Annotated in this window: 25 protein-coding genes and 1 CRISPR repeat array; of the genes, 14 read left to right on the top strand and 11 right to left on the bottom strand. The window is 52.2% G+C overall.

What is annotated here, in order from left to right; translation table 11 throughout:
* Positions 1–65 precede the first annotated feature (65 nt).
* The 3 genes from BUB06_RS05070 to BUB06_RS05060 all read left to right on the top strand — a co-directional run bounded on the left by BUB06_RS05070 (position 66) and on the right by BUB06_RS05060 (position 4,100).
* Complete coding sequence (locus BUB06_RS05070; RefSeq protein WP_005973664.1) at positions 66–515, top strand: DNA polymerase III subunit chi; 450 nt, start codon at positions 66–68, stop codon at positions 513–515.
* A 12-nt stretch (positions 516–527) separates the two neighbouring features.
* Positions 528–3,398, top strand: a complete 2,871-nt coding sequence (locus tag BUB06_RS05065) for a valine--tRNA ligase (RefSeq protein WP_039470426.1) — start codon at positions 528–530, stop codon at positions 3,396–3,398.
* 138 nt (positions 3,399–3,536) lie between these two features.
* Positions 3,537–4,100, top strand: a complete 564-nt coding sequence (locus BUB06_RS05060; protein ID WP_039470424.1) for an RNA 2'-phosphotransferase — start codon at positions 3,537–3,539, stop codon at positions 4,098–4,100.
* 79 nt (positions 4,101–4,179) lie between these two features.
* Here BUB06_RS05060 and BUB06_RS05055 read toward each other — a convergent pair whose 3' ends face one another.
* The 4 genes from BUB06_RS05055 to BUB06_RS05040 form a co-directional block, all read right to left on the bottom strand.
* The gene (locus BUB06_RS05055; protein ID WP_039470421.1) at positions 4,180–5,799 is read right to left on the bottom strand and encodes a methyl-accepting chemotaxis protein; all 1,620 of its coding nucleotides are present in this window, start codon (positions 5,797–5,799) and stop codon (positions 4,180–4,182) included.
* A gap of 212 nt (positions 5,800–6,011) precedes the next feature.
* Positions 6,012–7,091, bottom strand: coding sequence for an alpha/beta fold hydrolase (locus BUB06_RS05050; protein WP_039471003.1), 1,080 nt, complete (start codon positions 7,089–7,091; stop codon positions 6,012–6,014).
* A gap of 621 nt (positions 7,092–7,712) precedes the next feature.
* On the bottom strand, positions 7,713–8,750 hold the full coding sequence (locus tag BUB06_RS05045; RefSeq protein ID WP_039470418.1) for a M48 family metallopeptidase: 1,038 nt from the start codon (positions 8,748–8,750) through the stop codon (positions 7,713–7,715).
* A 9-nt stretch (positions 8,751–8,759) separates the two neighbouring features.
* On the bottom strand, positions 8,760–9,941 hold the full coding sequence (locus tag BUB06_RS05040; RefSeq protein ID WP_039470416.1) for a YjgN family protein: 1,182 nt from the start codon (positions 9,939–9,941) through the stop codon (positions 8,760–8,762).
* A gap of 419 nt (positions 9,942–10,360) precedes the next feature.
* Here BUB06_RS05040 and BUB06_RS05035 point away from each other — a divergent pair, with 419 nt between their 5' ends.
* Positions 10,361–10,864 (top strand): GNAT family N-acetyltransferase, encoded by a 504-nt coding sequence (locus BUB06_RS05035; RefSeq protein ID WP_010298272.1) that lies wholly within the window; start codon positions 10,361–10,363, stop codon positions 10,862–10,864.
* Positions 10,865–10,973: 109 nt separating this feature from the next.
* Here the strand turns inward: BUB06_RS05035 and rraB are convergent, their stop codons facing one another.
* Positions 10,974–11,399 carry a ribonuclease E inhibitor RraB gene (rraB, locus tag BUB06_RS05030; RefSeq protein WP_010298271.1) on the bottom strand — a complete coding sequence of 142 codons (426 nt, stop codon included), beginning with the start codon at positions 11,397–11,399 and terminating at the stop codon, positions 10,974–10,976.
* A gap of 85 nt (positions 11,400–11,484) precedes the next feature.
* On the opposite strand from rraB, the gene argL reads away from it, so the two are divergent.
* Positions 11,485–11,577 (top strand): putative translational regulatory protein ArgL, encoded by a 93-nt coding sequence (gene argL, locus BUB06_RS22425; protein WP_397266407.1) that lies wholly within the window; start codon positions 11,485–11,487, stop codon positions 11,575–11,577.
* Positions 11,561–12,568, top strand: coding sequence for an ornithine carbamoyltransferase (argF, locus tag BUB06_RS05025; RefSeq protein ID WP_010298266.1), 1,008 nt, complete (start codon positions 11,561–11,563; stop codon positions 12,566–12,568). The genes argL and argF overlap by 17 nt, the downstream gene beginning before the upstream one ends.
* Before the next feature lie 47 nt (positions 12,569–12,615).
* On the opposite strand, the gene BUB06_RS05020 is transcribed toward argF, so the two are convergent.
* A complete protein-coding gene (locus tag BUB06_RS05020) occupies positions 12,616–13,083 on the bottom strand; it encodes a NanQ anomerase/TabA/YiaL family protein (protein ID WP_010298260.1) in 468 nt (155 codons plus the stop codon).
* A gap of 449 nt (positions 13,084–13,532) precedes the next feature.
* Here BUB06_RS05020 and pyrB point away from each other — a divergent pair, with 449 nt between their 5' ends.
* From pyrB to nrdG, 5 genes are all read left to right on the top strand, one after another.
* Entirely contained in the window at positions 13,533–14,468 is a 936-nt protein-coding gene (pyrB, locus tag BUB06_RS05015) for an aspartate carbamoyltransferase (protein ID WP_010298257.1), read from the top strand.
* Between the two features lie 15 nt (positions 14,469–14,483).
* The gene (gene pyrI, locus BUB06_RS05010; RefSeq protein WP_010298253.1) at positions 14,484–14,948 is read left to right on the top strand and encodes an aspartate carbamoyltransferase regulatory subunit; all 465 of its coding nucleotides are present in this window, start codon (positions 14,484–14,486) and stop codon (positions 14,946–14,948) included.
* Between the two features lie 98 nt (positions 14,949–15,046).
* Positions 15,047–15,433, top strand: coding sequence for a 2-iminobutanoate/2-iminopropanoate deaminase (ridA, locus tag BUB06_RS05005; protein WP_039354809.1), 387 nt, complete (start codon positions 15,047–15,049; stop codon positions 15,431–15,433).
* A 400-nt stretch (positions 15,434–15,833) separates the two neighbouring features.
* Positions 15,834–17,972: an anaerobic ribonucleoside-triphosphate reductase gene (nrdD, locus tag BUB06_RS05000; RefSeq protein WP_039470413.1), complete on the top strand. Its 2,139-nt coding sequence runs from the start codon at positions 15,834–15,836 to the stop codon at positions 17,970–17,972.
* An 80-nt stretch (positions 17,973–18,052) separates the two neighbouring features.
* Positions 18,053–18,517, top strand: a complete 465-nt coding sequence (gene nrdG / locus BUB06_RS04995; protein WP_039470412.1) for an anaerobic ribonucleoside-triphosphate reductase-activating protein — start codon at positions 18,053–18,055, stop codon at positions 18,515–18,517.
* Between the two features lie 11 nt (positions 18,518–18,528).
* On the opposite strand, the gene BUB06_RS04990 is transcribed toward nrdG, so the two are convergent.
* The 3 genes from BUB06_RS04990 to BUB06_RS04980 form a co-directional block, all read right to left on the bottom strand.
* Entirely contained in the window at positions 18,529–19,182 is a 654-nt protein-coding gene (locus BUB06_RS04990) for a Rossmann-fold NAD(P)-binding domain-containing protein (protein ID WP_039470411.1), read from the bottom strand.
* 88 nt (positions 19,183–19,270) lie between these two features.
* Positions 19,271–19,738, bottom strand: coding sequence for a YhbP family protein (locus BUB06_RS04985; RefSeq protein ID WP_039470410.1), 468 nt, complete (start codon positions 19,736–19,738; stop codon positions 19,271–19,273).
* 9 nt (positions 19,739–19,747) lie between these two features.
* Positions 19,748–20,194, bottom strand: a complete 447-nt coding sequence (locus tag BUB06_RS04980) for a winged helix-turn-helix transcriptional regulator (protein WP_039470409.1) — start codon at positions 20,192–20,194, stop codon at positions 19,748–19,750.
* A 153-nt stretch (positions 20,195–20,347) separates the two neighbouring features.
* On the opposite strand from BUB06_RS04980, the gene BUB06_RS04975 reads away from it, so the two are divergent.
* Positions 20,348–21,604: an MFS transporter gene (locus BUB06_RS04975; RefSeq protein ID WP_039470408.1), complete on the top strand. Its 1,257-nt coding sequence runs from the start codon at positions 20,348–20,350 to the stop codon at positions 21,602–21,604.
* A 50-nt stretch (positions 21,605–21,654) separates the two neighbouring features.
* On the top strand, positions 21,655–23,007 hold the full coding sequence (locus BUB06_RS04970) for a pyridoxal phosphate-dependent decarboxylase family protein (RefSeq protein WP_039470407.1): 1,353 nt from the start codon (positions 21,655–21,657) through the stop codon (positions 23,005–23,007).
* 94 nt (positions 23,008–23,101) lie between these two features.
* Here BUB06_RS04970 and BUB06_RS04965 read toward each other — a convergent pair whose 3' ends face one another.
* Both BUB06_RS04965 and cas2e read right to left on the bottom strand, forming a co-directional pair.
* Positions 23,102–23,560, bottom strand: coding sequence for a hypothetical protein (locus BUB06_RS04965; RefSeq protein ID WP_039470406.1), 459 nt, complete (start codon positions 23,558–23,560; stop codon positions 23,102–23,104).
* Between the two features lie 181 nt (positions 23,561–23,741).
* Positions 23,742–24,320: a CRISPR direct-repeat array (repeat unit 29 nt; unit sequence CGGTTTATCCCCGCTGGCGCGGGGAACAC).
* Between the two features lie 84 nt (positions 24,321–24,404).
* The gene (gene cas2e / locus BUB06_RS04960; RefSeq protein WP_048329119.1) at positions 24,405–24,641 is read right to left on the bottom strand and encodes a type I-E CRISPR-associated endoribonuclease Cas2e; all 237 of its coding nucleotides are present in this window, start codon (positions 24,639–24,641) and stop codon (positions 24,405–24,407) included.
* Positions 24,642–24,987: 346 nt separating this feature from the next.
* On the opposite strand from cas2e, the gene BUB06_RS04955 reads away from it, so the two are divergent.
* On the top strand, positions 24,988–25,497 hold the full coding sequence (locus tag BUB06_RS04955; RefSeq protein WP_039470405.1) for a hypothetical protein: 510 nt from the start codon (positions 24,988–24,990) through the stop codon (positions 25,495–25,497).
* The last annotated feature ends 141 nt before the right edge of the window (positions 25,498–25,638 follow it).

The following is a 25,638-nucleotide window of genomic DNA, read 5'->3' as shown; positions in this document are numbered from 1 at the left end:
CCTTATCCTTATAAGGTAATTGTCTATCGGGCCGGATATTCCGGCCCTTATCAATAGTGTAAACAATGAAAAACGCAACGTTCTATCTTCTCGAACACGACAGCAAAAGCGGTGAGCTCAGCGCCCATGAAGCACTGGCATGCGATCTGGCGGCAGAACGTTGGCGAGCAGGAAAGCGCGTGCTGATTGCCTGTGAAGACGAGCAACAGGCCATCAGACTGGACGAGGCGCTGTGGCAACGCGATCCCAACGCATTTGTGCCGCATAATCTGGCAGGCGAAGGGCCGCGTCACGGCGCACCGGTTGAACTGGCCTGGCCGCAGCGGCGTGGCAACGCGCCACGAGATCTGCTGATCAGCCTATTGCCGCAGTTCGCAGATTTTGCCACCGCTTTCCATGAAGTGATAGACTTTGTCCCTTACGAAGAATCCTTGAAACAGTTGGCGCGCGACCGCTATAAAACCTATCGCAGCGTCGGCTTCCAATTGACCACGGCTACGCCGCCAACTCACTGAATTTTGAGCATAATGGAAACGAAATATAACCCGCAAGATATCGAGCAGCCGCTCTACGAACACTGGGAAAAGCAAGGCTACTTCAAGCCGCACGGCGACACGAGTAAAGAAAGCTTCAGCATCATGATCCCGCCGCCCAACGTCACCGGCAGCTTGCATATGGGTCATGCTTTCCAGCAAACCATTATGGATACGTTGATCCGCTATCAGCGCATGCAGGGCAAAAATACCCTGTGGCAGGCGGGTACTGACCACGCGGGTATCGCCACGCAAATGGTCGTTGAGCGCAAGATCGCCGCAGAAGAAGGCAAAACTCGCCACGATTACGGCCGCGAGGCGTTCATCGACAAAATCTGGCAGTGGAAAGGCGAATCCGGTGGCAACATTACCAATCAGATGCGCCGTCTGGGCAACTCCGTTGACTGGGAACGCGAGCGTTTCACCATGGATGAAGGCCTGTCCAACGCGGTGAAAGAAGTGTTCGTTCGTCTGTATAAAGAAGACCTGATTTACCGTGGCAAGCGTCTGGTGAACTGGGATCCGAAACTGCGCACCGCGATTTCCGATCTGGAAGTAGAAAACCGCGAAGTGAAAGGGTCGATGTGGCACCTGCGTTATCCGCTGGCCGATGGCGTGAAAACCGCCGACGGGAAAGACTATCTGGTCGTCGCGACCACCCGCCCGGAAACCGTGCTGGGTGATACCGGTGTCGCCGTTAACCCGGAAGATCCGCGTTATAAAGATCTGATCGGCAAAGAGGTGATCCTGCCGCTGATTGGCCGCCGTATTCCGATCGTTGGCGACGAACACGCCGATATGGAAAAAGGCACCGGCTGCGTGAAGATCACACCAGCGCACGACTTCAACGACTACGAAGTCGGTAAACGCCACCAGTTGCCAATGGTGAACATCCTGACGTTCGACGGTGATATCCGCCAGAGCGCTGAAATCTTTGATACCAATGGCGAAGCCAGCACCGCTTACAGCAGCGACATTCCAGAAGCCTTCCAGGGTCTGGAGCGTTTTGCCGCACGTAAAGCGCTGGTAGCCGCATTCGATGAACTCGGCCTGCTGGAAGAGATCAAAGCGCACGATCTGACCGTGCCTTACGGTGACCGTGGCGGCGTTGTCATTGAGCCGATGCTGACCGACCAGTGGTACGTGCGTGCTGCCGTACTGGCTAAACCGGCAGTGGAAGCGGTAGAAGATGGCCGCATCCAGTTCGTACCAAAACAGTACGAAAACATGTACTTCAGCTGGATGCGCGACATTCAGGACTGGTGTATCTCCCGTCAACTGTGGTGGGGTCACCGCATTCCGGCCTGGTACGATGCCAATGGCAACGTCTATGTGGGCCGTACCGAAGCGGAAGTACGCAGTGAAAACAACCTCTCTGATGATGTCGTCCTGAATCAGGATGAAGACGTACTGGATACCTGGTTCTCATCCGGGCTGTGGACGTTCTCTACGCTGGGTTGGCCAGAACAAACCCCCGATCTGAAAGCCTTCCACCCAAGCAGCGTGATGGTCAGCGGCTTCGACATCATCTTCTTCTGGATTGCCCGCATGATCATGCTGACCATGCATTTCATCAAAGATGAAGACGGCAAATCGCAGGTGCCATTCCACACCGTTTACATGACCGGCCTGATCCGTGATGAGGAAGGCCAGAAGATGTCTAAATCCAAAGGGAACGTCATCGACCCGCTGGATATGGTGGACGGTATTTCGCTGGAAGCCCTGCTGGAAAAACGTACTGGCAATATGATGCAGCCGCAGCTGGCGGAAAAAATCCGCAAGCGCACCGAGAAACAGTTCCCGAACGGCATCGAACCTCACGGTACAGATGCTCTGCGCTTCACGCTGGCGGCGCTGGCCTCTACCGGTCGCGACATCAACTGGGACATGAAGCGTCTGGAAGGTTACCGCAACTTCTGTAACAAGCTGTGGAACGCTAGCCGTTTTGTGCTGATGAACACCGAAGATCAGGATTGCGGCTTTAGCGCAGGCGAGAAAGTGCTGTCGCTGGCTGACCGCTGGATTCTGGCGGAATTCAACCGTACGGTGAAAGCCTACCGCGAAGCGCTGGACAGCTATCGCTTTGATATTGCGGCCGGTATTCTGTACGAATTCACCTGGAACCAGTTCTGCGACTGGTATCTGGAGCTGACGAAGCCTGTGATGAATGGCGGATCGGAAGCAGAACTGCGCGGTACGCGCCATACGCTGGTTACCGTACTGGAAGCGTTGCTGCGTCTGGCGCATCCAATTATTCCGTTCATTACCGAAACCATCTGGCTACGCGTTAAAACGCTGAAAGGCATTAGCGCCGCTGTTCGTACAAATGAAAGCATCATGTTACAGCCGTTCCCTGAGTTCGATGCCGCGCAGGAAGATACGCTGGCGCTGAACGATCTGGAGTGGATCAAGCAGGCGATTATCGCTGTGCGTAACATTCGTGCAGAAATGAACATCGCGCCGGGCAAACCGCTGGAAGTGTTACTGCGTGATGTCACTGCTGAAGCACAGCGTCGCGTGGAAGAGAACCGCAGCTTTATCCAAACGCTGGCGCGTCTGGAAAGCATTACGCTGCTGCCTGCGGGCGACAAAGGTCCGGTTTCCGTCACTAAACTCATCGAGGGTGCCGAGCTGTTAATCCCGATGGCTGGCCTGATCGATAAAGCGGCAGAGCTGGATCGTCTGGCGAAAGAAGTGGCGAAAATCGAAGCAGAGATTGAGCGCATCGAAAGCAAGCTGTCCAACGAAGGCTTTGTGGCTCGCGCACCGGAAGCGGTCGTAGCCAAAGAGCGCGAGAAGTTGGACGGTTACGCCGTAGCGAAAGCCAAACTGCTGGATCAGCACGCGGTCATCGCTGCGCTGTAACGCTCATCGATTTTCTAGCGGTAGTACGGTAAGTACGAAAGCCTCGTTGAAAAACGAGGCTTTTTACTTTTTATTCGCGTAAAAAGTATTTCAATTACAATCTATTCGCTTCGCAAAATGCATAAATGGAGTAACACAATGAGCAACACGAATCATGCTGAGGTCAGCAAATTTCTGAGCTACGTTTTACGGCACAAGCCCGAAGCCATTGGGCTCACGCTGAATAGCGAAGGATGGGCAAACATAGCGGAACTGATTAGCGGTGCGGCCAAAGACGGACGCCTTCTTACCAGAGAAGTGATTCAAGATGTCGTCGATAGCAGTGATAAAAAGCGTTTTTCTATTTCGGCGGATGGGTTATCGATCCGCGCAGCGCAGGGGCACTCGTCATCACAGGTCGATATGCGTTACGAGCCCAAAGTGCCGCCCGAGTTTCTTTACCACGGCACCGCAACCCGATTCGTCGACTCGATAAATCAGCAGGGTTTGCTTCCTGGCTCGCGTCAGTATGTGCATTTGTCTGCCGATGAAGCCACAGCGATAAACGTCGGCCAACGGCATGGCAAACCCGTGGTATTAGAAATAAAGGCACGGGAAATGCACCAACAAGGGTTTGTTTTTTATCAGGCGGATAACGGCGTCTGGTTAACGTTGACGGTTCCCGTGCCGTTTATCGATACCACACCATTTATTGATGAATGAATACGTGTATGAATCGCCTGTCTTCGCTGCTCATGCTCATATAGCATTAACGAAAACAGGCGATAAGCTCATTTAACGATTAGCGGGCATCGGCCAGCGCAATGTTCTGGCGCAAGCCGGGCAGCACATTACCGAGTTCCATGTTTTCTCTTGCGATCTGGAAACGGGAAACGGACTGTTGCAGATTAATAACCTGCTCCTGAAGTGAATTCGCTGACGTCGCGACTTCGGATACCAAGGACGCATTCTGCTGAGTCACACCATCCATCTGGTTGATGGCGATATTGATCTGCGAAATGCCGCGACTCTGCTCGCTGGAAGCCAGCGTGATCTCATCCATAATATCGACCACTTTTTTCACATCCATCAGCACTTCGTCCATGGTGTTACCCGCGACTTCAACCAGCCCCGCGCCCTTTTCAATACGGCTGAGAGAATCATCGATCATAGTGCCGATCTCTTTTGCGGCCGTTGCACTGCGCGCAGCCAGCATCCGTACTTCGGAAGCCACCACCGCAAAACCTTTACCGTATTGACCCGCACGCGCAGATTCCACAGCCGCGTTCAGCGCCAACAGGTTGGTCTGGAAAGCGATGCCGTCGATTACGCCAACAATGTCGGAGATCTTGGCAGAACTCTGCTTGATGGAACGCATGGTATCAACCACTTCAGAGACAACATTCCCGCCGCGAGACGCGGAATTAGAGGCTTTCAGCGCCAGATCGTTGGCCTTACGCGTGTTGTCTTCGTTGTTTTTCACCGTCGACATGATCTGTTCCATGCTTGAAGCGGTTTCATCCAACGAGGCCGCCTGCTGCTCGGTACGGCTGGAGAGATCGATGTTGCCGGAGGCTATTTCCTCGACACCTACGCTTATCGCATCGGTACCGTTACGCACCACGCGCACCATATTTTCCAGCCCGTCGCGCATACGTTGAACCGCGGCAAACAGCTGTGCAATTTCATTTTTTCCGCTGCTATCAATCTGTGCCCGCAGGTCGCCTTCGGCGATGCGATCAAAGACGGAAATAGCCTGATTCAGCGGTTTCACGATCATGTTGGTCACCACAGACCAGGCCAGCACCGCCAGCAGCAACGCACAGGCAATCGCACCGTACAGGATGGTTTCCATCAGCTCGACGCGTCCATTCGAATCGGCATAGGCTTCATCAATACTCTTCAGCTTGAAGGCAACCAACGCTTTAGAGGATTTATCAAACGCGGCATACAGCACCGTCGATTTCCCAGCACGCTGACGATATTCATCCAGATTCCCTGCGTTAAGCGCTGCAAATGCCGGATCGATAAACTCCTGCATCAGCGTATTACGCTTTTCAGCCATGTCCGCAGAAATGACTTTCTCCGCTTCGGACTGCGGGTATTTCAGGTATTCCTGCCACTTTTCACTGGCACCGTCGACCTTGCCTCTGGCGCGCCCTAGCGCGACTTTAGCCGCCTCGACGTCCCCTTTTCCCATTAATGATTCGTACAGACGCAAATCCAACCGACCACGCAACAGCAGTTCAGAGCTGTCATTCAGTGCAACCAGCCCTGGCAGCACTTCCATATCGACGCGAGCAAATGATTTATTCCCTGACTGAACGGCAACTAACCCTAACACGCCGACGAAAAGCAGTAACGCCGCTAACGAAAACACCATCATGCTAAGTGCAGTACGGATCTTTATCTTACGAAACATAAATTATCCCTGTGGCCTGAAAATAAGAAAGGATGAGCGCCAGCTCCAGAGCAGAGCCGTTCCGTTATTTACGTAATAGTCGTTATTCATTTTTCCAGACGTGTTAATCCCCACGAACTGAAATAAATTCGTTATAAAACCGTAATAAAATAAAGAGACGTATATAGAAAATGATGACCGACAGAAAGAAACTTTCTGCCGGTCATGTATTTTTATTTTTTATTATTTTTCTGAGACGGATTCTTTTCTAAGAAACGTTGCAATTCATCTTTATAAAACTTCGCCGACATCATCGTGCCATGCCCACTGGTATCTTTACTGGCGGGAATAAGGAACAACGTCGCCTGCTTAATTTTCTTAAGCTCATTATCCAGGATGCCTGTTTCAATAGGATTACGCTCATCATCCGCAGAGTTAATCACCAGAACAGGTGCCTTAATTTTATTCAGCTCCGGTGCCGCGTTATAATTTGCAGACGAGCCCCAGATATAAATAAAGTCGTTGGCATCGCTGGTCGACGGTGCCGCAAGGCGATCTTCTACCAGTTTGTCCGCCTGTGCACGCGTCGGTGCTTTGCTCTGATACGCCAGCGTGCCGCCAGTGGTGGCGATACTGAACATAATGTTGGCCGTTTTCAGCGTTGGCGGCTGCTGTGTGTAATCACCGTTATTCCACACCGGATCGTTCTTGATGGATTCAATCAAAATGCGGCGCATCATCCAGTTACGGCCAGACAGCTCATTCGGCAGCGATGCCATTGGCACCAGCGCATCCATCATGTCTGGGTATTTTTCACCCCAGAGCCAGGTTTGCATGCCGCCCATGGAATATCCCATCACCAGGCGCAGGTGGTTAATACCCAGTCCTTCTTTGATTAAGCGATATTGTGCCTGCACCATATCGTTATAATCGTACTGCGGGAATTTCATTCGTAAGCCGTCTGACGGTTTGGACGATTTTCCAGAACCGATGCTCTCCGGCATGATAATAAAGTATTTGCTACTATCCAGCGCCTGACCCGGCCCAAACAGCTCGCCGCCAAAGCCATTTGCTAACAGTGATTTAATCGGCTGGTTCGTTCCATGTAGCAATAAGACAGCGGGCTTGGTTTTATCACCGATCGTGTAGTAGTGAATACGCAGATCTTTTAATTTTTCGCCGCTGTTGAAGGTAAATTCTGGCGCAATCCAGTCGCCTTCTTTGGGCTCTGGGAAATTGGCCTGTGCATGCGTTAATGGTGACAGCATTAACAGAAATGCGCCCACCACCCCTGATAGTATTCGATTAATCATAAATAACTCTTCGGTAATCATGAAGTCGTGAAGCCGCGATTTTAATGTCTATTAGGAAAAATCCCAATAAACATAAGCGAACTAATAATAAAAAGAGATTATTGTCTGTTTTTTTTATTTATCGCGAGAGATTCTACAGATAGTTTTTAATAGGATGATATTTAACGTATTCCTGTTAATCGTCTGGCTACTCGGCTCATATTTTTCGCTCGACATTCGCACTTATAAAAACAGAAAAGTGAGCTTTTTTTGATCAAAAATATAATCATACTCTAAATAATTCGAGTTTCAGGACAAAAACGGCAAGGCGTTTTTGAACAGTGCTTGCGCTGACCCCGAAGGGGTGAGGCCATAAGGCCGAATAACGCGGCAAGCGAAGGAATCCCGATGAGCTTACTCAAGTAAGTGATTCGGGTGACTGACAAACCTGCCATAGGCAGGTTTGAACGCTGCTTGCAGCGGCCCCAACGGGGCGAGGCACACGCAAGTGTGCCGAGTAGCGTAGCCAACGCAAATGCAACTTGAAGTATGACGAGTATAGAAGGAGATCGTGTGCGGTGACACCACACACGATCGACACAAGGCAGGGTTAGATTGGAGGTGAAAATAGAGAGCTGAGGATTAGCGCTTATTCATCTCGCTTTCAATGGCTTTCAGCCGCTCATCCATATCCGGGTGCGTACTCAGCCAGTCCGGTAAATCCAGCGAATCAATTTCATCCTGACTGCGGTCGTTAGCGATCAAGGCCCGATACATTGCCTGCATCGACTGAAGCGAACGCCCTTGCTGCTGCATTTCTGCTATTGCCCATGCGTCGGCTTCCCGTTCCATATCGCGGGAAAACTGCATCTCGTTGATAAAGGCAGCAGACTGCAACAAGGTATCCCCCACACCGCTGACATCTCCCGTCATCCACATGAAGGTCAGCGATACCAGTGATGAACGCACCACCATGCGCATGGGGTGGCGATAGGCGTGGTGTCCCATTTCATGCAGCATCACCGCGGCCAGCTCGTTGTCATTTTTCGCCAGCTTCACCAGATCGTCACTGATAATCAGCGTGCCATCTGCCAGCATAAAAGCATTCGGCCCGATAGGCGCAGACATAATCTCCAGGCGCAGTGGCGTTTTGTCTTCCCGCATGTCAGCGGGCATAACCTGTTGAAACAGCGTTTGCATCGCCTGCTGGCGCTCAACAGGCAGTTTAGAAGGCTTAAAATCACTGTGCCGTAACAGCTTTAGCGTATTTTGCCCCAGCTGCTGTTCGATAGCGCTAGGCATCTGTAGCGCCAGCGCGGAACTTGCCCACGGCAGAACCACGTAAACGTAGTTTATGACGAGCAAGATTGTGGCGAGTAGCGTGAGAATGACGCCACGCTTATGGCGTTCCAGACGATGGACAAGTCCTGGGCGACGTCGTGCGGAATACCACGTGCGAAAAGTGGGATCGTCGGCAGGAACAAAGCGACCGCCGTCAGGAAATGTGAGCGTTAGAGGAATCGAGCCCAATGCATCAGAAACCGTGACCTGCTCTAACGCAAATGTCGTATTCGATGACCCAGTGTTCAACACCATCATCGAACCGTTGTCCGTTAAATGAAGAGAAGCGGCCACGCGGGCCGCCAATCCGGGGTATTGATAATGCCCCTCAATATTCATATTCCTGCCTTAGAGACCGACACCCAAGTCGAGCGCTTGCACGGCTTCTTCGGCCAGTGCGCTGTTTGCAGTGTCCTGATGTGCCTGAACGTGCAGCAGTGCCAGATCGCCTTCAACCGCTGTCGCATTTGCGATATAGCGTGCATGACGAATCTCTGCCACCGGTGCTGCCCAACCCAAAGAGAAAATAGTGATCAGGCTATTGGTTATCAGCAGCCCCATGTAAGACAGCGTTTGCATGGAAGAGTGCAATTTCACACCACCATTCAGCGACGTCTGGTTAAACAGATAATTACGCTGTGCGACTACCAGATAACTGCTGGAAACCAGCACACCCAGCAGCGCCACAACGAACATCATAATCATATTGAAGACGTTGCTCAGCAGCATCATCAGTACAAGATCTTCATTTCCGCCGCCCATCATAATAGTTTGGAACAGCGTGAAAAAGAATGAGCTCATGAATGACAGCGATGCGATCAGGAAAGGAACAAAAATCAGCAGGCTAATCAGGGCGAACTTAATAAACGCCGCTTTTGCCAATTCCGCTTTAAACGCTGTTTTGCCGAAGAATAGGTTATTAACATAGAAATCGAGTTGCATCATTTTCATGATGCCATTCACCGCGGCAAATCCCGGAATAGCAACTGCCAGCACAATGAATCCGATCAGAATCGGGCTATCGCTCTGCGAGCCAATCAACAGAGCTACAGCCAACACGGCATAAAAAGCCAGTAACAGCAGAATAGGACAAAGCAGCAACACCCAATACGCGCGGCCCGTCTGGCAGTGATAGTTAAAACGGACGCCACGGTAGCTGGACATAATGGCGTCATAACGCCAGTTGCGGATTACAATAATTGGAATCAGTGCCGCAAATGCCAGTGCGATAATAGTACCGAGAACGGGTGACATCCCCATTATGATATAAAACAGAATAATACCGGCGATAACCAGCAAACGCCCTTTGAGGATCTGAATGGGCTGTGCGTGGTAATCAAAACGGTCACCGTTAATTTCCGTGTTGCCGTAGAAATAACGGCGGCGGCGTACGGTAGCCCAGGCAGAATAAATACCCAGAGTGATGGCCGTTAATAACGCATTCACCAGCCAAATTGCAAAATATTCCCCAGCCTTACCATGAAACTGCACGCGATGCTGCGTGCTATTTTCTGAAGTATTGATTGTCATAAACCTTTCATCCTAAAAGAAATAAGCCTAATAAAGCGCTTAAAAGCGTTACTGGCATACAAAAAGCGGCTTATTTAAGCACGTCTTGTTAACGACAACAATAAAAGTTAACAGTAATTAAACAACCTCATAGTCTTATAAATCGTAAGGAATAGAGCACCTCAATATTTATATCTTGAGATATTGCAGGAAATTTTACTTATATCTTAGATAATTCGAGCTTCAGAGTGTCATGTTATGGCGTTAACAGTAGAAAATGCTGGCGCGTTAGTGTGGATATGGAATAAAAATCACCGCAGATACCACCCGAAGAACAGCAGGAAGAACGGGGATAGGCGTTGCATCGATGTGGCCTGAAATGGTATTACAATCGACCAGAATCATTCCCCTCGTAAACCGTAAGAGCAAGAGTACGTATTATGACAACCGCGACCTCCGCCAATCTTCAGGTACGCCCAATTACTGCGCAGGACGATGCCGCTATCGCTCAGGTCATCCGTCAGGTTTCTGCTGAATTTGGTTTGACGGCCGATAAAGGCTACACCGTTTCCGACCCTAATCTGGACGCGCTGTTTGCCCTCTATAGCCAGCCGAAAAGCGCCTACTGGGTGGTTGAATATGAAGGCAGCGTGGTTGGCGGTGGCGGCATTGCACCGCTGCTCGCAGGCGAAGAAGATGTGTGTGAATTACAGAAAATGTATTTCCTACCCGTCGTGCGGGGAAAAGGGCTGGCACGTCAGTTGGCAATACAGGCGCTTGATTTTGCACGTCAGCACGGCTTTCGACGCTGCTATCTGGAAACAACTGGCCACCTGACCAGCGCGATCCGACTGTATGAGTCACTGGGCTTCGAGCTGATTCCCCACTCAATGGGCAACACGGGCCACACCGACTGTGAAGTGACGATGTTGAAGGTACTGTAATAGGCTGAAAGTACGGTAATAACACGTTGTCATACCGAATAAAAAACGCCGCAGGGGTTCCGGCGGCGTTTTCAGTGAGGCGTGTGCTTTCGAGTTAATGACTCAATAATTAGTGGCGCTTGCCGTCATCATCTTCATCATAAAAATCTTCATCATCCCCGTCTTCTTCGCCTTCACCATCTGGATCTTCGAAGTAGGTGCCCCATCCGTCGTAATTCACGCCGTGGCGTTCTGCCAGCGCCAGCAGCTGTTCTACCTGTGCGTCGATCAGCTCCGCCTTCAGCGCAACTTCACTGATGGCATCGCAGCACATCAGCAACACGCCATCTTCCACTTCGAGTTCTTCCGCATCCGTCACTTCATAACCCAACTTGAAGGCTTCTACAGCGACTTTTTCCAACACTTCAAACTTCTCAGCGGAGAAATGGTGTTCAATGGTATAGAGCGCGTCAGGATCGCTGCCATCATCAAGCAGTTCTTCAATGATCAGGCGTGTCTCTTCCCGTTGCTCTTCCAGTAATTCGCGGTTTGCCATGCCTCAGTCCTCATTAAACGACGTAATATTGCTTATTGTCCCACAGCCCTGCGGCTTGCTCCACCACAAAGTTTGATATCACCACTTGAATTTGAATAATTACACATATAAAGTGAATTTTAATTCAACCGATGGTGTTGAGCCACATGGAGAGGTACATCATGCAACCGTTCTATAAGCGTCATTTTTTAAGGTTAATGGATTTTACACCCGCAGAAATTGCCCATCTTTTAGCCCTGTCAACGAAACTGAAAGCCGATAAAAAAAACGGGACAGAAGCCCGCCGCCTGCAAGGTAAAAACATCGCACTCATCTTCGAAAAAGATTCGACTCGTACTCGCTGCTCTTTCGAAGTTGCTGCATACGATCAGGGCGCGCAAGTGACCTATCTCGGCCCGAGCGGCAGCCAAATCGGCCATAAAGAATCCATCAAAGATACCGCTCGCGTATTGGGAAGAATGTACGACGGGATTCAATATCGCGGCTATGGCCAGCAAATTGTCGAAACGCTGGCGCAATACGCGGGCGTCCCGGTCTGGAACGGGCTGACGAACGAATTCCACCCTACGCAGTTGCTGGCGGATCTGCTGACGATGCAGGAACATTTGCCGAGTAAACCGCTGTCAGAGATGACGCTCGTCTACGCTGGCGATGCACGCAACAACATGGGTAACACCATGCTGGAAGCGGCAGCACTGACCGGGCTGGATTTACGTCTTGTTGCGCCAAAAGCCTGTTGGCCGGATGCCGGTCTGGTGGCTGAGTGTCAGGCGGCGGCAGAACAAACCGGTGGCAGCATCACGCTGACGGAAGATATCGCTGCGGGCGTCGCGGGCGCAGATTTCATTTATACCGACGTCTGGGTTTCCATGGGGGAACCGAAAGAGACCTGGAAAGAGCGTATCGCGCTGCTGAAACCATACCAGGTGAACATGGCGATGATCGCCGCAACGGGTAATCCGCAGGTGAAGTTCCTGCACTGCCTGCCCGCATTCCATGACGATCAGACGACGATGGGCCAACAAATGGCGGAGCAGTATGGTCTGCACGGTGGAATGGAAGTGACGGATGAAGTCTTTGAATCCGCGCACAGCATCGTGTTCGATCAGGCGGAAAACCGTATGCACACCATTAAAGCGGTGATGGTCGCTACGCTGGTTCAGGAGTAAGATTGACTTCCCTCCCCAGAACGGGGAGGGAGAGATTTTCCGGCGGTCTACACCACCAGCGACGCGTCGATTTTCACCACGGCTTTGCGCACGTGCGCCGGTTCGCCGACGGCACACAGCGGTTTGTGCACTTCGCCTGGGAAGAAGACGACAAAATCCCCTTCCTGCATCACAAACTGTTTTTCCTGCTCGCCCGCAGGCAGGAAAGCGATGTCTTTATCCGCCAGCCAATCGGTATCCGGCTTGCCTGCTGGCAGGTTACTGAACGTCATCCCTTCTACACCGGACAGTACAATTTGAATGTCCAGATATTTGGCGTGATACTCGGCGCGGCGTTTTTCCAGCAGGTCGGTGCTGTCGTTGGAGATCAGGACGAACACGCTGTTGCCTTCGATATCATGCTTGCCCAGCGGCGTATCTGCCGTAATATTTTGCTTCACGTATTCAATCGCTTCGCGCAGTTTGGCAGGCAGATAAGGAACCAGTTCAAGGTGGTGGACGTTGCCAGTAATCATAAAAAACCTCGCTAATATAAAAATGAAACCCTGTTTTATAATCCTTATACTCTCCAAATGTGACGCCCGCCAGCGTGTTAATACGAAAAAGTGAACTGCCCACCACTCTTCTCAATCGGCCTTCTTTCACTGACGAACATTATGCATACGACACGCGACCCGCAACCGATTGCTATGCGTAAAAAACCACGTTTTCTGCTTGAAATAGCCTAGTCGGCGCGTATAATTCCCGACAGTTTGCCGGGAGGGGTCATGCACCGTTACACCAAAAGATTCGCTGCTTATATTGGTTCTCAACGACAACTGCCATCCGGCAGCCAGCTAGCGTTTTCCTTTCCGTTGCTCAATTATTCAATGAAGAAAGCCCCTCAATGAGGGGCTTTTTTTTGGCCCCCAATCCGGGCAGCCAGATACGACATTTCCTGTTTACTCGTTAGGAGAAAGACAACATGGTCAATCCGCTCTATCAAAAACATATTATTTCGATTAACGACCTCAGTCGGGAAGATTTAGAACTGACGCTGCGTGTCGCCGCCAGCCTGAAAGCCAATCCTCAGCCTGAGTTGTTGAAACATAAAGTGATTGCCAGCTGCTTCTTCGAGGCCTCCACCCGGACGCGTTTATCCTTTGAAACCGCAATGCATCGCCTCGGCGCCTCCGTCGTCGGTTTCGCTGACAGCAACAACACGTCGCTGGGGAAAAAGGGCGAAACGCTGGCCGACACCATTTCCGTTATCAGCCAGTACGTTGATGCCATCGTGATGCGTCACCCGCAGGAAGGCGCTTCCCGCCTTGCCACCGAATTCTCCGGCGGTATTCCGATTCTGAACGCTGGCGACGGCGCGAACCAGCACCCGACGCAGACGCTGCTCGATTTGTTCACCATTCAGGAAACGCAGGGCCGGCTGAATAACATCAATATCGCGATGGTCGGTGATTTGAAGTACGGCCGCACCGTGCATTCACTCACGCAGGCGCTGGCGAAGTTCGAAGGCAACCGCTTCTACTTCATCGCCCCAGACGCACTGGCGATGCCGGACTACATTCTGAGCATGCTGAAAGAGAAGAATATTGCTTACAGCCTGCACAACAGCATCGACGATGTCGTCGGCGAGCTGGATATTCTGTACATGACGCGCGTTCAGAAAGAGCGTCTGGACCCGTCTGAATACATCAACATCAAATCCCAGTTTGTCCTGCGCGCCGCCGACCTGCACAGCGCCCGCCCGAATTTGAAAGTGCTGCACCCGCTGCCGCGCGTTGATGAGATCACCATTGATGTGGATGCCACGCCTTACGCCTATTATTTCCAACAGGCAGGCAACGGAATCTACGCTCGTCAGGCGCTGCTGGCGCTGGTCCTGAATCGCGAACTGGTTCTGTAAGAGGAAGAAACCATCATGACACACGATAATAAATTACAGGTTGAAGCGATCAAACGTGGCACGGTGATCGACCACATTCCCGCACAGGTGGGTTTTAAGCTGCTGACGCTGTTTAAACTGACCGCGACAGACCAGCGCATCACTATCGGCCTGAACTTGCCGTCCAACCACCTTGGGCGCAAAGATCTGATCAAGATCGAGAACATCTTCCTGACTGAACAGCAGGCGAACCAGTTGGCGATCTACGCACCGCAGGCTACCGTCAATCAGATTGATGAGTATGACGTGGTACGCAAGCTGGTGCCGACGCTACCAGACCATATTACCGGCGTACTCACCTGCCCGAACAGCAACTGCATCAGCCGCAGCGAGCCGGTGTCGTCGTCATTCAGCGTGAAGCAGCGCGACGGCGACGTTCACCTGAAGTGTAAGTACTGCGAGAAAGAGTTTGAGCGTCAGGCGGTGCTGCAAGATCGCTAGTTTTCCGCGTTGCCCCGCAATGGACATTGCCTGTAGCGGGGCTTTTTTGAATAATGGCGGCGTCCGCGTTCCTTTTACGCCCCCATCAAGGAGATACCATGTCACGCATTATCAGCACTGAGCACGCCCCAGCCGCCATCGGCCCTTATGTTCAGGGCGTCGACCTTGGCAGCATGATCTTCACGTCCGGCCAGATCCCTGTGAATCCGAAAAGCGGCCTGGTGGCAGATAACATCACCGCTCAGACGCGCCAGTCACTGGAAAACGTTCAGGCGATTGTGGAAGCCGCTGGCCTGAAAGTTTCCGATATCGTGAAAATGACCGTGTTCGTGAAAGACCTGCACGATTTCGCTCTCGTAAACACCGCGTATGAGGCCTTCTTCAACGAGCATAGCGCACCGTTCCCGGCTCGCTCTTGCGTTGAAGTTGCACGCCTGCCAAAAGACGTGAAGATCGAGATCGAAGCGATCGCCGTTCGTCGCTAAATATCGCAGCAATATCCCCAAAAAGCGCACGGTAACCGGTGCGCTTTTTTTCTGTTCTTTCTTTCACCACAACAACATTATTGACATTTCCAGCACACATCACGGTCAAAAAATAAACGAATTTTCGCCAAGCCGCGTGTAGCAAGCCTTCCCACTCTCATCGCCTTTTTTGACTACTTTTTGTTCAGGCTCAAATTCCCCGCGACATGAGGATTTCTTTGCTCTACATCAATTTTACAGCGATAAAAGCGCAAACACCCCTACGCAATTTCAATATATAGTGCCTATCCTGTAAACATGAACTACATATAGTGTTTATCCACAGTGTCATCCACAGCCCCCTGTAACCCTTGTCAGTTACGGTTTTCGCCTGTGGATAACCTTTCCAGAGGAAGAAAACGTGAAACCAGTAGTGATTAAACGGGACGGTTGCCAGGTGCCTTTTGATGAAGTGCGTATCAAAGAGGCGGTCGAACGCGCGGCACATGCAGCCGGTGTCAATGATGCAGACTACTGTGCAACTGTGGCCTGTGCGGTCGCTCAACAAATGCAGGATAAATCGCGCGTGGATATCCGCGATATTCAGGACGCGGTCGAAAACCTGCTGATGTCAGGCAATTACAAAAAACTGGCGCGAACCTATATCGAATACCGCCATGACCGCGATATTGCGCGTGAACGCCACGGTCGCCTGAATCAGGAAATTCGCGGTCTGGTCGAGCAGAGCAACATGGCGCTGCTGAACGAGAACGCCAACAAAGACAGTAAAGTGATTCCCACCCAGCGCGATCTGCTGGCTGGTATTGTCGCCAAGCATTACGCCAAACAGTACATCCTGCCACGTGATGTAGTACTGGCGCACGAGCGCGGTGAGATTCACTATCACGACCTCGACTACTCGCCCTTTTTCCCAATGTTTAACTGCATGCTGATCGACCTGAACGGCATGCTGACCAACGGCTTCAAAATGGGCAACGCGGAGATTGAGCCACCGAAGTCGATCTCAACCGCTACCGCCGTCACCGCGCAGATTATCGCGCAGGTTGCCAGCCACATTTATGGCGGCACCACGATTAACCGTATTGATGAAATTCTGGCGCCGTTCGTCACCGCCAGCCATGCGAAACATAAAGCGGTGGCAGAAGAGTGGCAGATTCCAGATGCGGAAAATTATGCTCTAACCCGCACGGAAAAAGAGTGCTACGACGCTTTCCAGTCACTGGAATACGAAGTTAACACGCTGCACACCGCTAACGGCCAGACGCCGTTCGTGACCTTTGGTTTCGGGCTCGGCGTCAGTTGGGAATCGCGTCTGATTCAGGAATCGATCCTGCGCAACCGCATTGCCGGACTGGGTAAAAACCACAAAACGGCGGTATTCCCGAAACTGGTTTTTGCTATCCGCGACGGTCTGAACCACAAAGCGGGCGATCCAAATTACGATATCAAACAGCTCGCGCTGGAGTGCGCCAGCAAGCGCATGTACCCAGATATTCTGAACTACGATCAGGTCGTGAACGTCACCGGTTCGTTCAAAACGCCAATGGGCTGCCGCAGCTTCCTCGGCGTTTATGAAGAAAACGGCCAGCAGATTCACGACGGCCGCAATAACTTAGGTGTGATCAGCCTGAACCTGCCGCGCATCGCGCTGGAGGCCGAAGGCAATGAAGATCGCTTCTGGACGCTGCTCGACCAGCGTCTGGCGCTGGCGAAGAAAGCGCTGATGACGCGCATTGCGCGGTTGGAAAGCGTGAAAGCCCGCGTTGCGCCAATCCTGTATATGGAAGGGGCTTGCGGCGTGCGTTTAAAAGCGGACGACAGCATTGCGGACATCTTCAAGAATGGGCGCGCCTCGATTTCGCTGGGCTATATCGGCCTGCATGAAACGATTAACGCGCTCTTCGGTAGCCAAACGCACGTGTTTGATGACGAGGCGCTGCGTGCCAAAGCCGTGGCCGTTATCACTCGCCTGAAAGCCACCACCGAGCAGTGGAAAGACGAAACGGGCTATGGCTTCAGCCTGTACAGCACACCGAGTGAAAACCTGTGCGACCGCTTCTGCCGTCTGGATACCGCCGAGTTTGGCGTCGTGCAGGGCGTGACGGACAAAGGGTATTACACCAACAGCTTCCACCTTGATGTGGAGAAGAAGGTGAACCCTTACCAGAAAATCGACTTCGAGCTGCCCTATCCGCCGCTGGCTAACGGTGGGTTCATTTGCTACGGCGAATACCCGAACCTGCAACACAACCTCAAAGCGCTGGAAGACGTGTGGGATTACAGCTACAGCCGCGTGCCATACTACGGCACCAACACGCCGATCGACGAATGCTATGAGTGTGGCTTTACCGGTGAATTCGAGTGCACCAGCAAAGGCTTCACCTGCCCGAAATGCGGCAACCACGATTCGGCCCGCGTTTCCGTCACGCGCCGCGTGTGCGGCTACCTCGGTAGCCCGGATGCACGCCCGTTCAACGCGGGTAAGCAGGAAGAAGTGAAGCGTCGCATCAAGCATTTAGGCAACGGTCAACTGGGGTGATCCCTTCCGGGCCGCAGCAATGCGGCCCCCTTTCGCGGCACCGTCAACACGCGCCCGCTTCATAACATGGGCTCTACCGTATGAATTACCACCAGTATTATCCCGTTGATGTCGTCAACGGCCCCGGCACCCGCTGCACGCTGTTTGTCGCTGGCTGCGTGCATGAGTGCGTGGGGTGCTACAACAAAAGCACCTGGCGACTCAACTCCGGTCAGCCGTTTACGCAGGAACAGGAAGATCGGATCATCGCCGATCTCCAGGATACCGCGATCCCCCGGCAGGGAATTTCGCTGTCTGGCGGCGATCCGCTTCACCCTCAGAATGTGCCTGATATCCTGCGGTTAGTCGAACGGATACGCGCGGAATGCCCAGGCAAAGATATCTGGGTCTGGACGGGCTACGTGCTGGCGGAACTTACGCCGGAGCAGCAGCGGGTGGTCGATCTCATCAACGTGTTAGTCGATGGAAAATTTGTGCAAGATCTGAAAGATCCCGCACTGATCTGGCGCGGCAGCAGCAATCAGGTTGTCCACCGCCTGCGTTGATCGACAGGAGGCTACTGAAGCGCCTGCTGCTTACCCAGTGAACGTAATTGATCGGATTCCAGCACGGTAACCCGCGCTTTGGGCTCAGGTGAGAACGCCTGATTCAGCAACGCCTGCGCGACCGTTTTCCCCTCAATGGCTCGCCACTTTGCCGGGAACAGGCGGAACAGCGGGGCAGCCAGACTTTCTAGCGGACGGCTGTCCTCTCTTTCCCCCAGCAGCATCGACGGCTGTGCCAATGTCAGATGTTGCCAGCCTTGCTGACGCAGCGATTTTTCCGCTTCTCCCTTCACTCGCGAATAGAAGAAAGGCGACGTCGCATTCGCACTCAGAGAACTGACGACCAACAGGTGCGTCGCACCCAGCGCCAGCGCCACTTTTGATCCTTCCACCACCAGCGTGTAATCCACATAGCGGAACGCCTGCTTACTGCCTGCCGTCTTAAGCGTCGATCCCAGACAGCAAAAGGCGATGTCGACAGGATCGGTCAATTGCGCCAGCGCGGCAGACAGATCGGGATCGTGCGGATTGATCACTTTCTCCGACGGTGCCAGCGGCTTACGGGTCGGCGCATAGATCGTCTCAACCCGATTATTGGCTTTCAACAGCTGTAACAACTCGTGCCCCACTAACCCCGTTGCACCTAATAATAGTACTCGGCTCATCGGTTTTCCCCCTTGCTCTACGTCTTTCACTATCCCATCTTTTTACGTTTATGTTCTTATCTATGACACCGCTATCCCTGAAGCACGATTAGCGCTGAAGAGCCTGCTCGTCGCGCTGCCAGTGGCGTTTCTTACCAAAGCCCAGCGTATTGTCCGTCATTTTGATTTCTGTCAGATCGAGCCGCCAGATCGGCGCTTGCGATGCTCGGGCAATAGGGAAACGCGCGTTGTACCGTGCTCTGGCCTGCTGCGCGTCATCTCCCTCCAACTGCACCGCCTGCGCCCGAAACTGCACGCCTTTAATCAGCATCACACTCTTCGGCTGGCCGCTGACCGTGCCGGCCACCTGCGGCAACCTTGCCATGATTTCACCGTGACGCGTCTGCAACTCTGTCATTAGATAGAAGGCTATTTGTTGATCGTCATAAGTATAGAAGCAACTCGCACACCATAATTCCGAATTTTCACCCACGCATAACGTCAGTACGTGCAACTTCTTCAAATAGCGGGAGATTGCTTCAAGATCGCTGCTTATTTCTCTCGGTTCTTTCTGCATTGCGCTGCCTCAATCCACTTTCTGAACGAACGTATCCTGCCCGACCACTAACTGCCCTTCCGCAGAATGCGGCAACATGGTTTGCAGAGGCTGCCCGGTGTGTTTATCCAATAGCAGGGAGTGAGATTCTCCCTCCGCAAACAGCTGTTGCTCCCCCCACTGGCGTAGCGCCACGACGAGTGGGAATAGCTGTTCGCCTTTTGGCGTCAGGATATATTCCTGATAGGCCGAGCTTTCGGAAACGGGCTGAACGGACAAGATGCCTTCCTCAACCAGGGTACGCAGACGATCGGTAAGAATATTTTTGGCAACGCCCAAACTGCGTTGAAAATCGCCGAAACGGCGGCGATTGTCGAAGGCATCGCGGATAATCAGCAACGCCCAGCGATCGCCAACCACATCCAGCGCGCGGGCGACGGGACACGCATCCTCTTTCAGACTTTTGCGCTTCACCATGAATACTTCCTCTCCTTTTTCCTGTTCATCCTACCTGCCTTACCCACAGGCTGAAAACTGACCGCACGTTTTTTGGTTGCAGAATAAAACCAGAGTATTTACGCTTCAAGTGGTTTTATTTTGAAACCAAACTGAATGATGAAAGCCAATACAATGAAAACAAGCCCTATTCATACCACGTCATCCGTCACCGAAGGCGATCTTTACAGCACGCAGACGGCATTACCACGCGCTTTAGTTTTGCTGTTTGCCTGTGCCAGCGCCCTCAGCGTCGCCAATGTCTATTACGCACAGCCGCTGCTGGATGCATTATCGGTAGATTTTCACATCAGTATCGCTGCCGTTGGCGGCGTGATGACCGCAACGCAGCTTGGCTGTGCGCTGGCGTTAGTTTTGCTAGTACCTCTGGGTGATATCTTCAATCGGCGCTATTTGATGCTCGCCCAGTTGGGTGCGCTCATCGTGGCGCTGATCGCCGTTGGGCTATCCACCACGCCCCTGTCTTTATTGATCGGCATGTTGGCCGTGGGCATGCTCGGTACGGCAATGACGCAGGGGCTGATTGCTTATGCCGCGACGGCTGCCGCCCCGCAGGAGCGCGGGCGCGTGGTGGGTGCGGCACAGGGTGGCGTAGTGATTGGGCTGTTGCTCGCGCGCGTGCTATCCGGCTTCATCGCCGATCTAGCAGGCTGGCGCAGCGTGTACTTTTTCTCCGCGCTGCTGATGCTCCTGCTTGCCTTACTTTTATGGCGGGCGCTGCCGCATCAGCCATCTGCCCGGCAATGCCCGCGCTATTCCGCGTTGCTGATTTCTATGCTGACCCTGTTGCGCAAAGAACGGGTGTTGCAAATACGTGGCGTCATCGCTTTACTGATGTTTGCTGCCCTGAGCATTTTCTGGAGCGCGTTAGTTCTGCCGCTGAGTCGCGAACCTTATTTCTTTTCTCATACGGTTATCGGTGCGTTTGGTCTGGTCGGTATTCTCGGCGCACTGGCGGCCGTGAAAGCGGGTTCGCTAGCCGATAAAGGGCGAGAACAGTGGGTCAGCGGCATCGCCCTGTTATTGTTGCTGACATCGTGGCTGCCGCTGTGGCTAGCGCCCTATTCTCTCTTCGCGCTGGTGGTCGGCATCATCGTGCTCGATCTGGGCGGACAGGCCATTCATGTCACTAACCAAAGTATGATTTTCAAGACGCATCCTGATGCGCACAGCCGTCTGGTTGGCTGTTATATGCTGTTTTATAGCATCGGCAGCGGGCTGGGTGCGATGGCAACCACCGCGGCGTATGACGCTGCGGGCTGGTCAGGCGTGTGCCTCCTTGGTGCAGCCGTCAGTCTACTGGCGCTGCTTTTCTGGAAAATGACACTGCCCATTTCAGCGCCGTCACCGACCGCCTCCACGCCATCGTGATAGCGGAACAACGTTTCTTGATAAAAAACCATATTGATAAGGGAAAAAGCATGAGCGAACTGACTTTACTGGCTGATGCCGACGAGCGCGGCCGACGTTATCTGGCTGAGACTGCACAGCGTCGGGTTTTCCCCGATGCAGATGCCATCGCGGCGCTGGCACGTTTTGATGAAACGCTGCCGCAACAGGGCTTCTCGCCCGAAAGCACGCTGGCGCTGCTGGATGAAGTCGGTTCACCGGCCACCACCGCCTCCAATGGCCCGAACTATTTCGGCTTTGTTATCGGTGCCTCATTACCGGTTGCCGCCGCCTCCGAACGATTGATGATCGCCTGGGATCAGTGCGCGTCCACCTTTGATAATTCGCCGGTATCCGCCACGCTGGAACGCCTCGCCAGCCGCTGGGTACTCGATGCGCTGAACTTACCCAAGGAAAGCGCCGTGGGGTTCGGCACCAGCGCCACGGCCTGTACGCTTTCCTGTCTGGCCGCCGCGCGTCGTGCCCTGCTGGCAAAACAGGGCTGGGATTTTGACAACGATGGACTGAACGGCGCGCCTGAAATTAAGGTCGTGATTTCGGAACTGACGCACATCACCGTCAAGAAAGCGCTGCGCGTACTCGGTTTTGGGCTACGCCATTTACGTATCGCGCCCGTGAATGCGTTTGGGCAGATTGATGTATCGCAGCTTCCTCCGCTGGACGATCGTACGATTCTTTGTTTGCAGGCGGGTGAAGTAAACACGGGTGAGTTCGATGACTTTGCGCAGATCATTCCCATCGCAAAAGCGGCGGGTGCCTGGGTTCACGTTGACGGCGCATTCGGACTGTGGGCCAGAGCCTCATCCCACGCGGCGCTCACCGACGGCATCGAACTGGCCGACAGTTGGACAACGGACGCGCATAAATGGCTAAACACCCCCTACGACTGCGCGATGGCGATTTGCCGCAATGCGGACGTGCTGGCCGAGGCCATGAACGCAGATGCGGTTTACTCCAGTGCGGCACGCGATGCGCAGAAGAATCTGACGCTCGAATTTTCCCGTCGTCCGCGCGGCATTCCGGTATGGGCGGTACTGCGTACGCTGGGGCGTGATGGCGTAGCAGAGATGGTCGAACGGCACTGCCGACAGGCGACACTCATCGCTGGCGGCCTTCGTCACGCGGGTTTTGAGGTACTGAACCGGGTTGTGCTCAATCAGGTTCTGCTGCGGGGGGAAACCGACCGCCAAACGACGGCGATACGAGAAGCGCTACAGGCGTCTGGTAAAGCATGGTTTGGCGGCACCGTCTGGCAGGGGCGTCCGGCGCTGCGCATCAGCGTGTCATCCTGGCGCACGCAGGACAACAACGTGCAGGCGTTGATCGCACTGCTGACGGAGATCAAAGCTCAGACCCCACGCTGAACGAAGCCTAAAACGATGAGCGCGGTATAAAACGACTATCCCCGCAAATGCGGGGATAGATAGACGTCATCAGACTACGGCGCGTCGGAATACGCTAAACGTAAACGCTAATGCTGGAGACCTGTCCCTGAAAGCGGTTCAGCGCTTCTGCGGCACGTTGCAGGCTTTCAGTATTTTGCACTTCGCTACGGGATGATGCGCCCGCAACGCCTTGCTGAATGGTGTCGAAAACATTAATTGGCTGGAACACATTGGAAGGTGGAATACTTCCCCCTTCGGCTCTCGGTGACGAGACAAAACCCAGCAGCGCAGACCCTTCTTCACGTCCCAACCGCCCACTGCTAACAAGGCCTTCAACCGTTTCATACAGTTCGGCAGGGCTAATGCGGGTGAAATCATACCGTGTCGTCTGACCAGCAGGAACGGCACCGCTGCCCGCCTGATAAGACTGAAGCTGTTCGGACAGCGCCGCTTTCTCTGCATGCTCGGTAGAACGCTTCGCCATCACCTGCTGGCTGGCAAAAACGGACGACTCTGCGGCTTCAACTTTCATATCACCTCCTTACGGTAACGTATGGAAGACAAAAATCATTGGCATAGCGCGTCACCATTACGGTGAGTGCAAAAATGGCGTGCTTTAATACTGACACGCAATCCCCCATCGCGCCAGCCAGAGGCTGGATTTGAACCGTGCAGGGGATATTTAGACCAACATGAAACAAGGGGTATAAGCCCAGTTTATCCCCGCTAGCGCGGGGAACACTCCGGCGGAATACCCGGTGGCAATGTTCTCCCCGGTTTATCCCCGCTAGCGCGGGGAACACATCAGCCACCCAGAGACGTCCATTCTGAACTTCGGTTTATCCCCGCTGGCGCGGGGAACACGGTGTGTCTTGGTCCATAATGAACGCAGCGAACGGTTTATCCCCACTTGCGCAAGGAACACGCTAGAGATAGGGGTTTTATCTTTTACTTCTTCGGTTTATCCCCGCTGGCGCGGGGAACACGTATTCACTGGCACGGTTTTGGCTACTTTGTCCGGTTTATCCCCGCTGGCGCGGGGAACACTTGCTTGATTTACCTGAATGTATCGCTACTGCCGGTTTATCCCCGCTGGCGCGGGGAACACCTAAGTGTTTGAGCGCAGGTACGCTTATGTCCCTGGTTTATCCCCGCTGGCGCGGGGAACACCAGGTTGTCCGGCAGACTGGTGATGCCGGTGCCGGTTTATCCCCGCTGGCGCGGGGAACACGGATTACGCTATATCTCGTAGGGATTCATATGCGGTTTATCCCCGCTGGCGCGGGGAACACTCTAAAAGTAGAGAGTTGTTTTATAACACTTTTTTCGGCATAAAAAATTCTACCGATTTTCCCATGTTGTTAAAGATCGCTAACTTATTGATTTTCAATAGGTGAAAAAGAGACTAACCGCAGGCCATCCAGATCTACCGGCATTCGGCGGTTTTCGCCCCAGGTTTGGAACTCAAAGCCAGATTCCGTGTTTTTCGCCCACGCTATCACCACGTTTCCCTGTTCTGCCAGTTTGATTTCATACATCCGGAAAACGTTCAGTTGCTGAATTAAACGCTGCACACTGCTGCAAGAGCTATACCACTGCGCTTTTATTTCTATTTCTCGGTAAAAATTTCCCTGTTAAAAATATTCTTTCTCAACCGAATATCGATATAACCTGTAAATGCCAATATTTTTCATCCACTATATCTAATGATTACAAGTATATTGACATAAATTGGAAGTAATCAATGCATATCCATCGTCTTGAAGTAACGCAGTAAATAATTAGCAGGAAATGAAAATAATAAAACAATCCCAATTAAATATAAAAACCATAATGAAAATTTTCATACTTGTGTTATAGGTTTAATAGGTGCCGTTAAACGTCGGCACTAAGTAGCAAATAAAAAGACAACCTAATTTAAAAATCGCCTCCCACTATTCGTCAATATAGGTGAATAAAATGAGAGTTATTCTTGTTATATCTATCGCTATGTTGTTATCTGGGTGTATGGTTACAAAAACCATTGAGAATGATTCACCAACGCTTGTCAGAAGCAGTTCAAGCCAGAGAGTTGGCATCTTAATACCAAATAGTGTCAATGCTAAATATTGTCCCGATGCACCAGCGGATACGGCAAAGACCATTGATGGCACTGTAGCTGCCGAGCTGACTGATAAATTAGGAAATGATGCAAAAATTGATGCCAGCTTAAAAACAGCCATAGTGGATCTGGCAAAAAGAAACACCACCACTAATGTTTTAGTTTATTCTTTAAATAGTTTATGCTTCCTTTCTATGAATGGAGTACTAAACGCATCTGAAGTAGCGGCTCGATTCGACGCAGTTTTAAATGTCGTTGAAAATATAGCAGAAACAGATAAAGAAAATGCAGAAAAGGAAAAAACAAAAGCAGAAGAACAACTACTTTTAAGGAGATATAATTTAATGGGTAATATAATAGAAAGATAGGCACATACATTTCCTATGTTTTATTACAGCATCCATTCTGTGATCTTTCTATCAATATTTACAAGCATATAGACGATTACTTTTAATCATTAAGGTACTCCCCGCTAACGCGGGGAGTACTTAGACAACAGCCAGCCATAG

It is taken from the genome of Pectobacterium carotovorum, from assembly GCF_900129615.1.
Taxonomy (GTDB): domain Bacteria; phylum Pseudomonadota; class Gammaproteobacteria; order Enterobacterales; family Enterobacteriaceae; genus Pectobacterium; species Pectobacterium carotovorum.
This window is presented reverse-complemented; position numbering and strand designations above follow the sequence as displayed.

What these genes read in the sequence shown, in the direction of transcription:
- argF (WP_010298266.1), top strand. Translation starts at nt 11,561, where the DNA reads ATGCAACCGTTCTATAAGCGTCATTTTTTAAGGTTAATGGATTTTACA.
- pyrB (WP_010298257.1), top strand. Translation starts at nt 13,533, where the DNA reads ATGGTCAATCCGCTCTATCAAAAACATATTATTTCGATTAACGACCTC.
- BUB06_RS04970 (WP_039470407.1), top strand. Translation starts at nt 21,655, where the DNA reads ATGAGCGAACTGACTTTACTGGCTGATGCCGACGAGCGCGGCCGACGT.
- BUB06_RS04980 (WP_039470409.1), bottom strand. Translation starts at nt 20,194, where the DNA reads ATGGTGAAGCGCAAAAGTCTGAAAGAGGATGCGTGTCCCGTCGCCCGC.
- BUB06_RS05040 (WP_039470416.1), bottom strand. Translation starts at nt 9,941, where the DNA reads ATGACAATCAATACTTCAGAAAATAGCACGCAGCATCGCGTGCAGTTT.
- nrdG (WP_039470412.1), top strand. Translation starts at nt 18,053, where the DNA reads ATGAATTACCACCAGTATTATCCCGTTGATGTCGTCAACGGCCCCGGC.
- BUB06_RS05045 (WP_039470418.1), bottom strand. Translation starts at nt 8,750, where the DNA reads ATGAATATTGAGGGGCATTATCAATACCCCGGATTGGCGGCCCGCGTG.
- BUB06_RS05060 (WP_039470424.1), top strand. Translation starts at nt 3,537, where the DNA reads ATGAGCAACACGAATCATGCTGAGGTCAGCAAATTTCTGAGCTACGTT.
- BUB06_RS05070 (WP_005973664.1), top strand. Translation starts at nt 66, where the DNA reads ATGAAAAACGCAACGTTCTATCTTCTCGAACACGACAGCAAAAGCGGT.
- ridA (WP_039354809.1), top strand. Translation starts at nt 15,047, where the DNA reads ATGTCACGCATTATCAGCACTGAGCACGCCCCAGCCGCCATCGGCCCT.
- BUB06_RS04985 (WP_039470410.1), bottom strand. Translation starts at nt 19,738, where the DNA reads ATGCAGAAAGAACCGAGAGAAATAAGCAGCGATCTTGAAGCAATCTCC.
- BUB06_RS05065 (WP_039470426.1), top strand. Translation starts at nt 528, where the DNA reads ATGGAAACGAAATATAACCCGCAAGATATCGAGCAGCCGCTCTACGAA.
- BUB06_RS04975 (WP_039470408.1), top strand. Translation starts at nt 20,348, where the DNA reads ATGAAAACAAGCCCTATTCATACCACGTCATCCGTCACCGAAGGCGAT.
- BUB06_RS05055 (WP_039470421.1), bottom strand. Translation starts at nt 5,799, where the DNA reads ATGTTTCGTAAGATAAAGATCCGTACTGCACTTAGCATGATGGTGTTT.
- rraB (WP_010298271.1), bottom strand. Translation starts at nt 11,399, where the DNA reads ATGGCAAACCGCGAATTACTGGAAGAGCAACGGGAAGAGACACGCCTG.
- pyrI (WP_010298253.1), top strand. Translation starts at nt 14,484, where the DNA reads ATGACACACGATAATAAATTACAGGTTGAAGCGATCAAACGTGGCACG.
- BUB06_RS04990 (WP_039470411.1), bottom strand. Translation starts at nt 19,182, where the DNA reads ATGAGCCGAGTACTATTATTAGGTGCAACGGGGTTAGTGGGGCACGAG.
- BUB06_RS05050 (WP_039471003.1), bottom strand. Translation starts at nt 7,091, where the DNA reads ATGATTAATCGAATACTATCAGGGGTGGTGGGCGCATTTCTGTTAATG.
- BUB06_RS05020 (WP_010298260.1), bottom strand. Translation starts at nt 13,083, where the DNA reads ATGATTACTGGCAACGTCCACCACCTTGAACTGGTTCCTTATCTGCCT.
- BUB06_RS05035 (WP_010298272.1), top strand. Translation starts at nt 10,361, where the DNA reads ATGACAACCGCGACCTCCGCCAATCTTCAGGTACGCCCAATTACTGCG.
- BUB06_RS04965 (WP_039470406.1), bottom strand. Translation starts at nt 23,560, where the DNA reads ATGAAAGTTGAAGCCGCAGAGTCGTCCGTTTTTGCCAGCCAGCAGGTG.
- BUB06_RS04955 (WP_039470405.1), top strand. Translation starts at nt 24,988, where the DNA reads ATGAGAGTTATTCTTGTTATATCTATCGCTATGTTGTTATCTGGGTGT.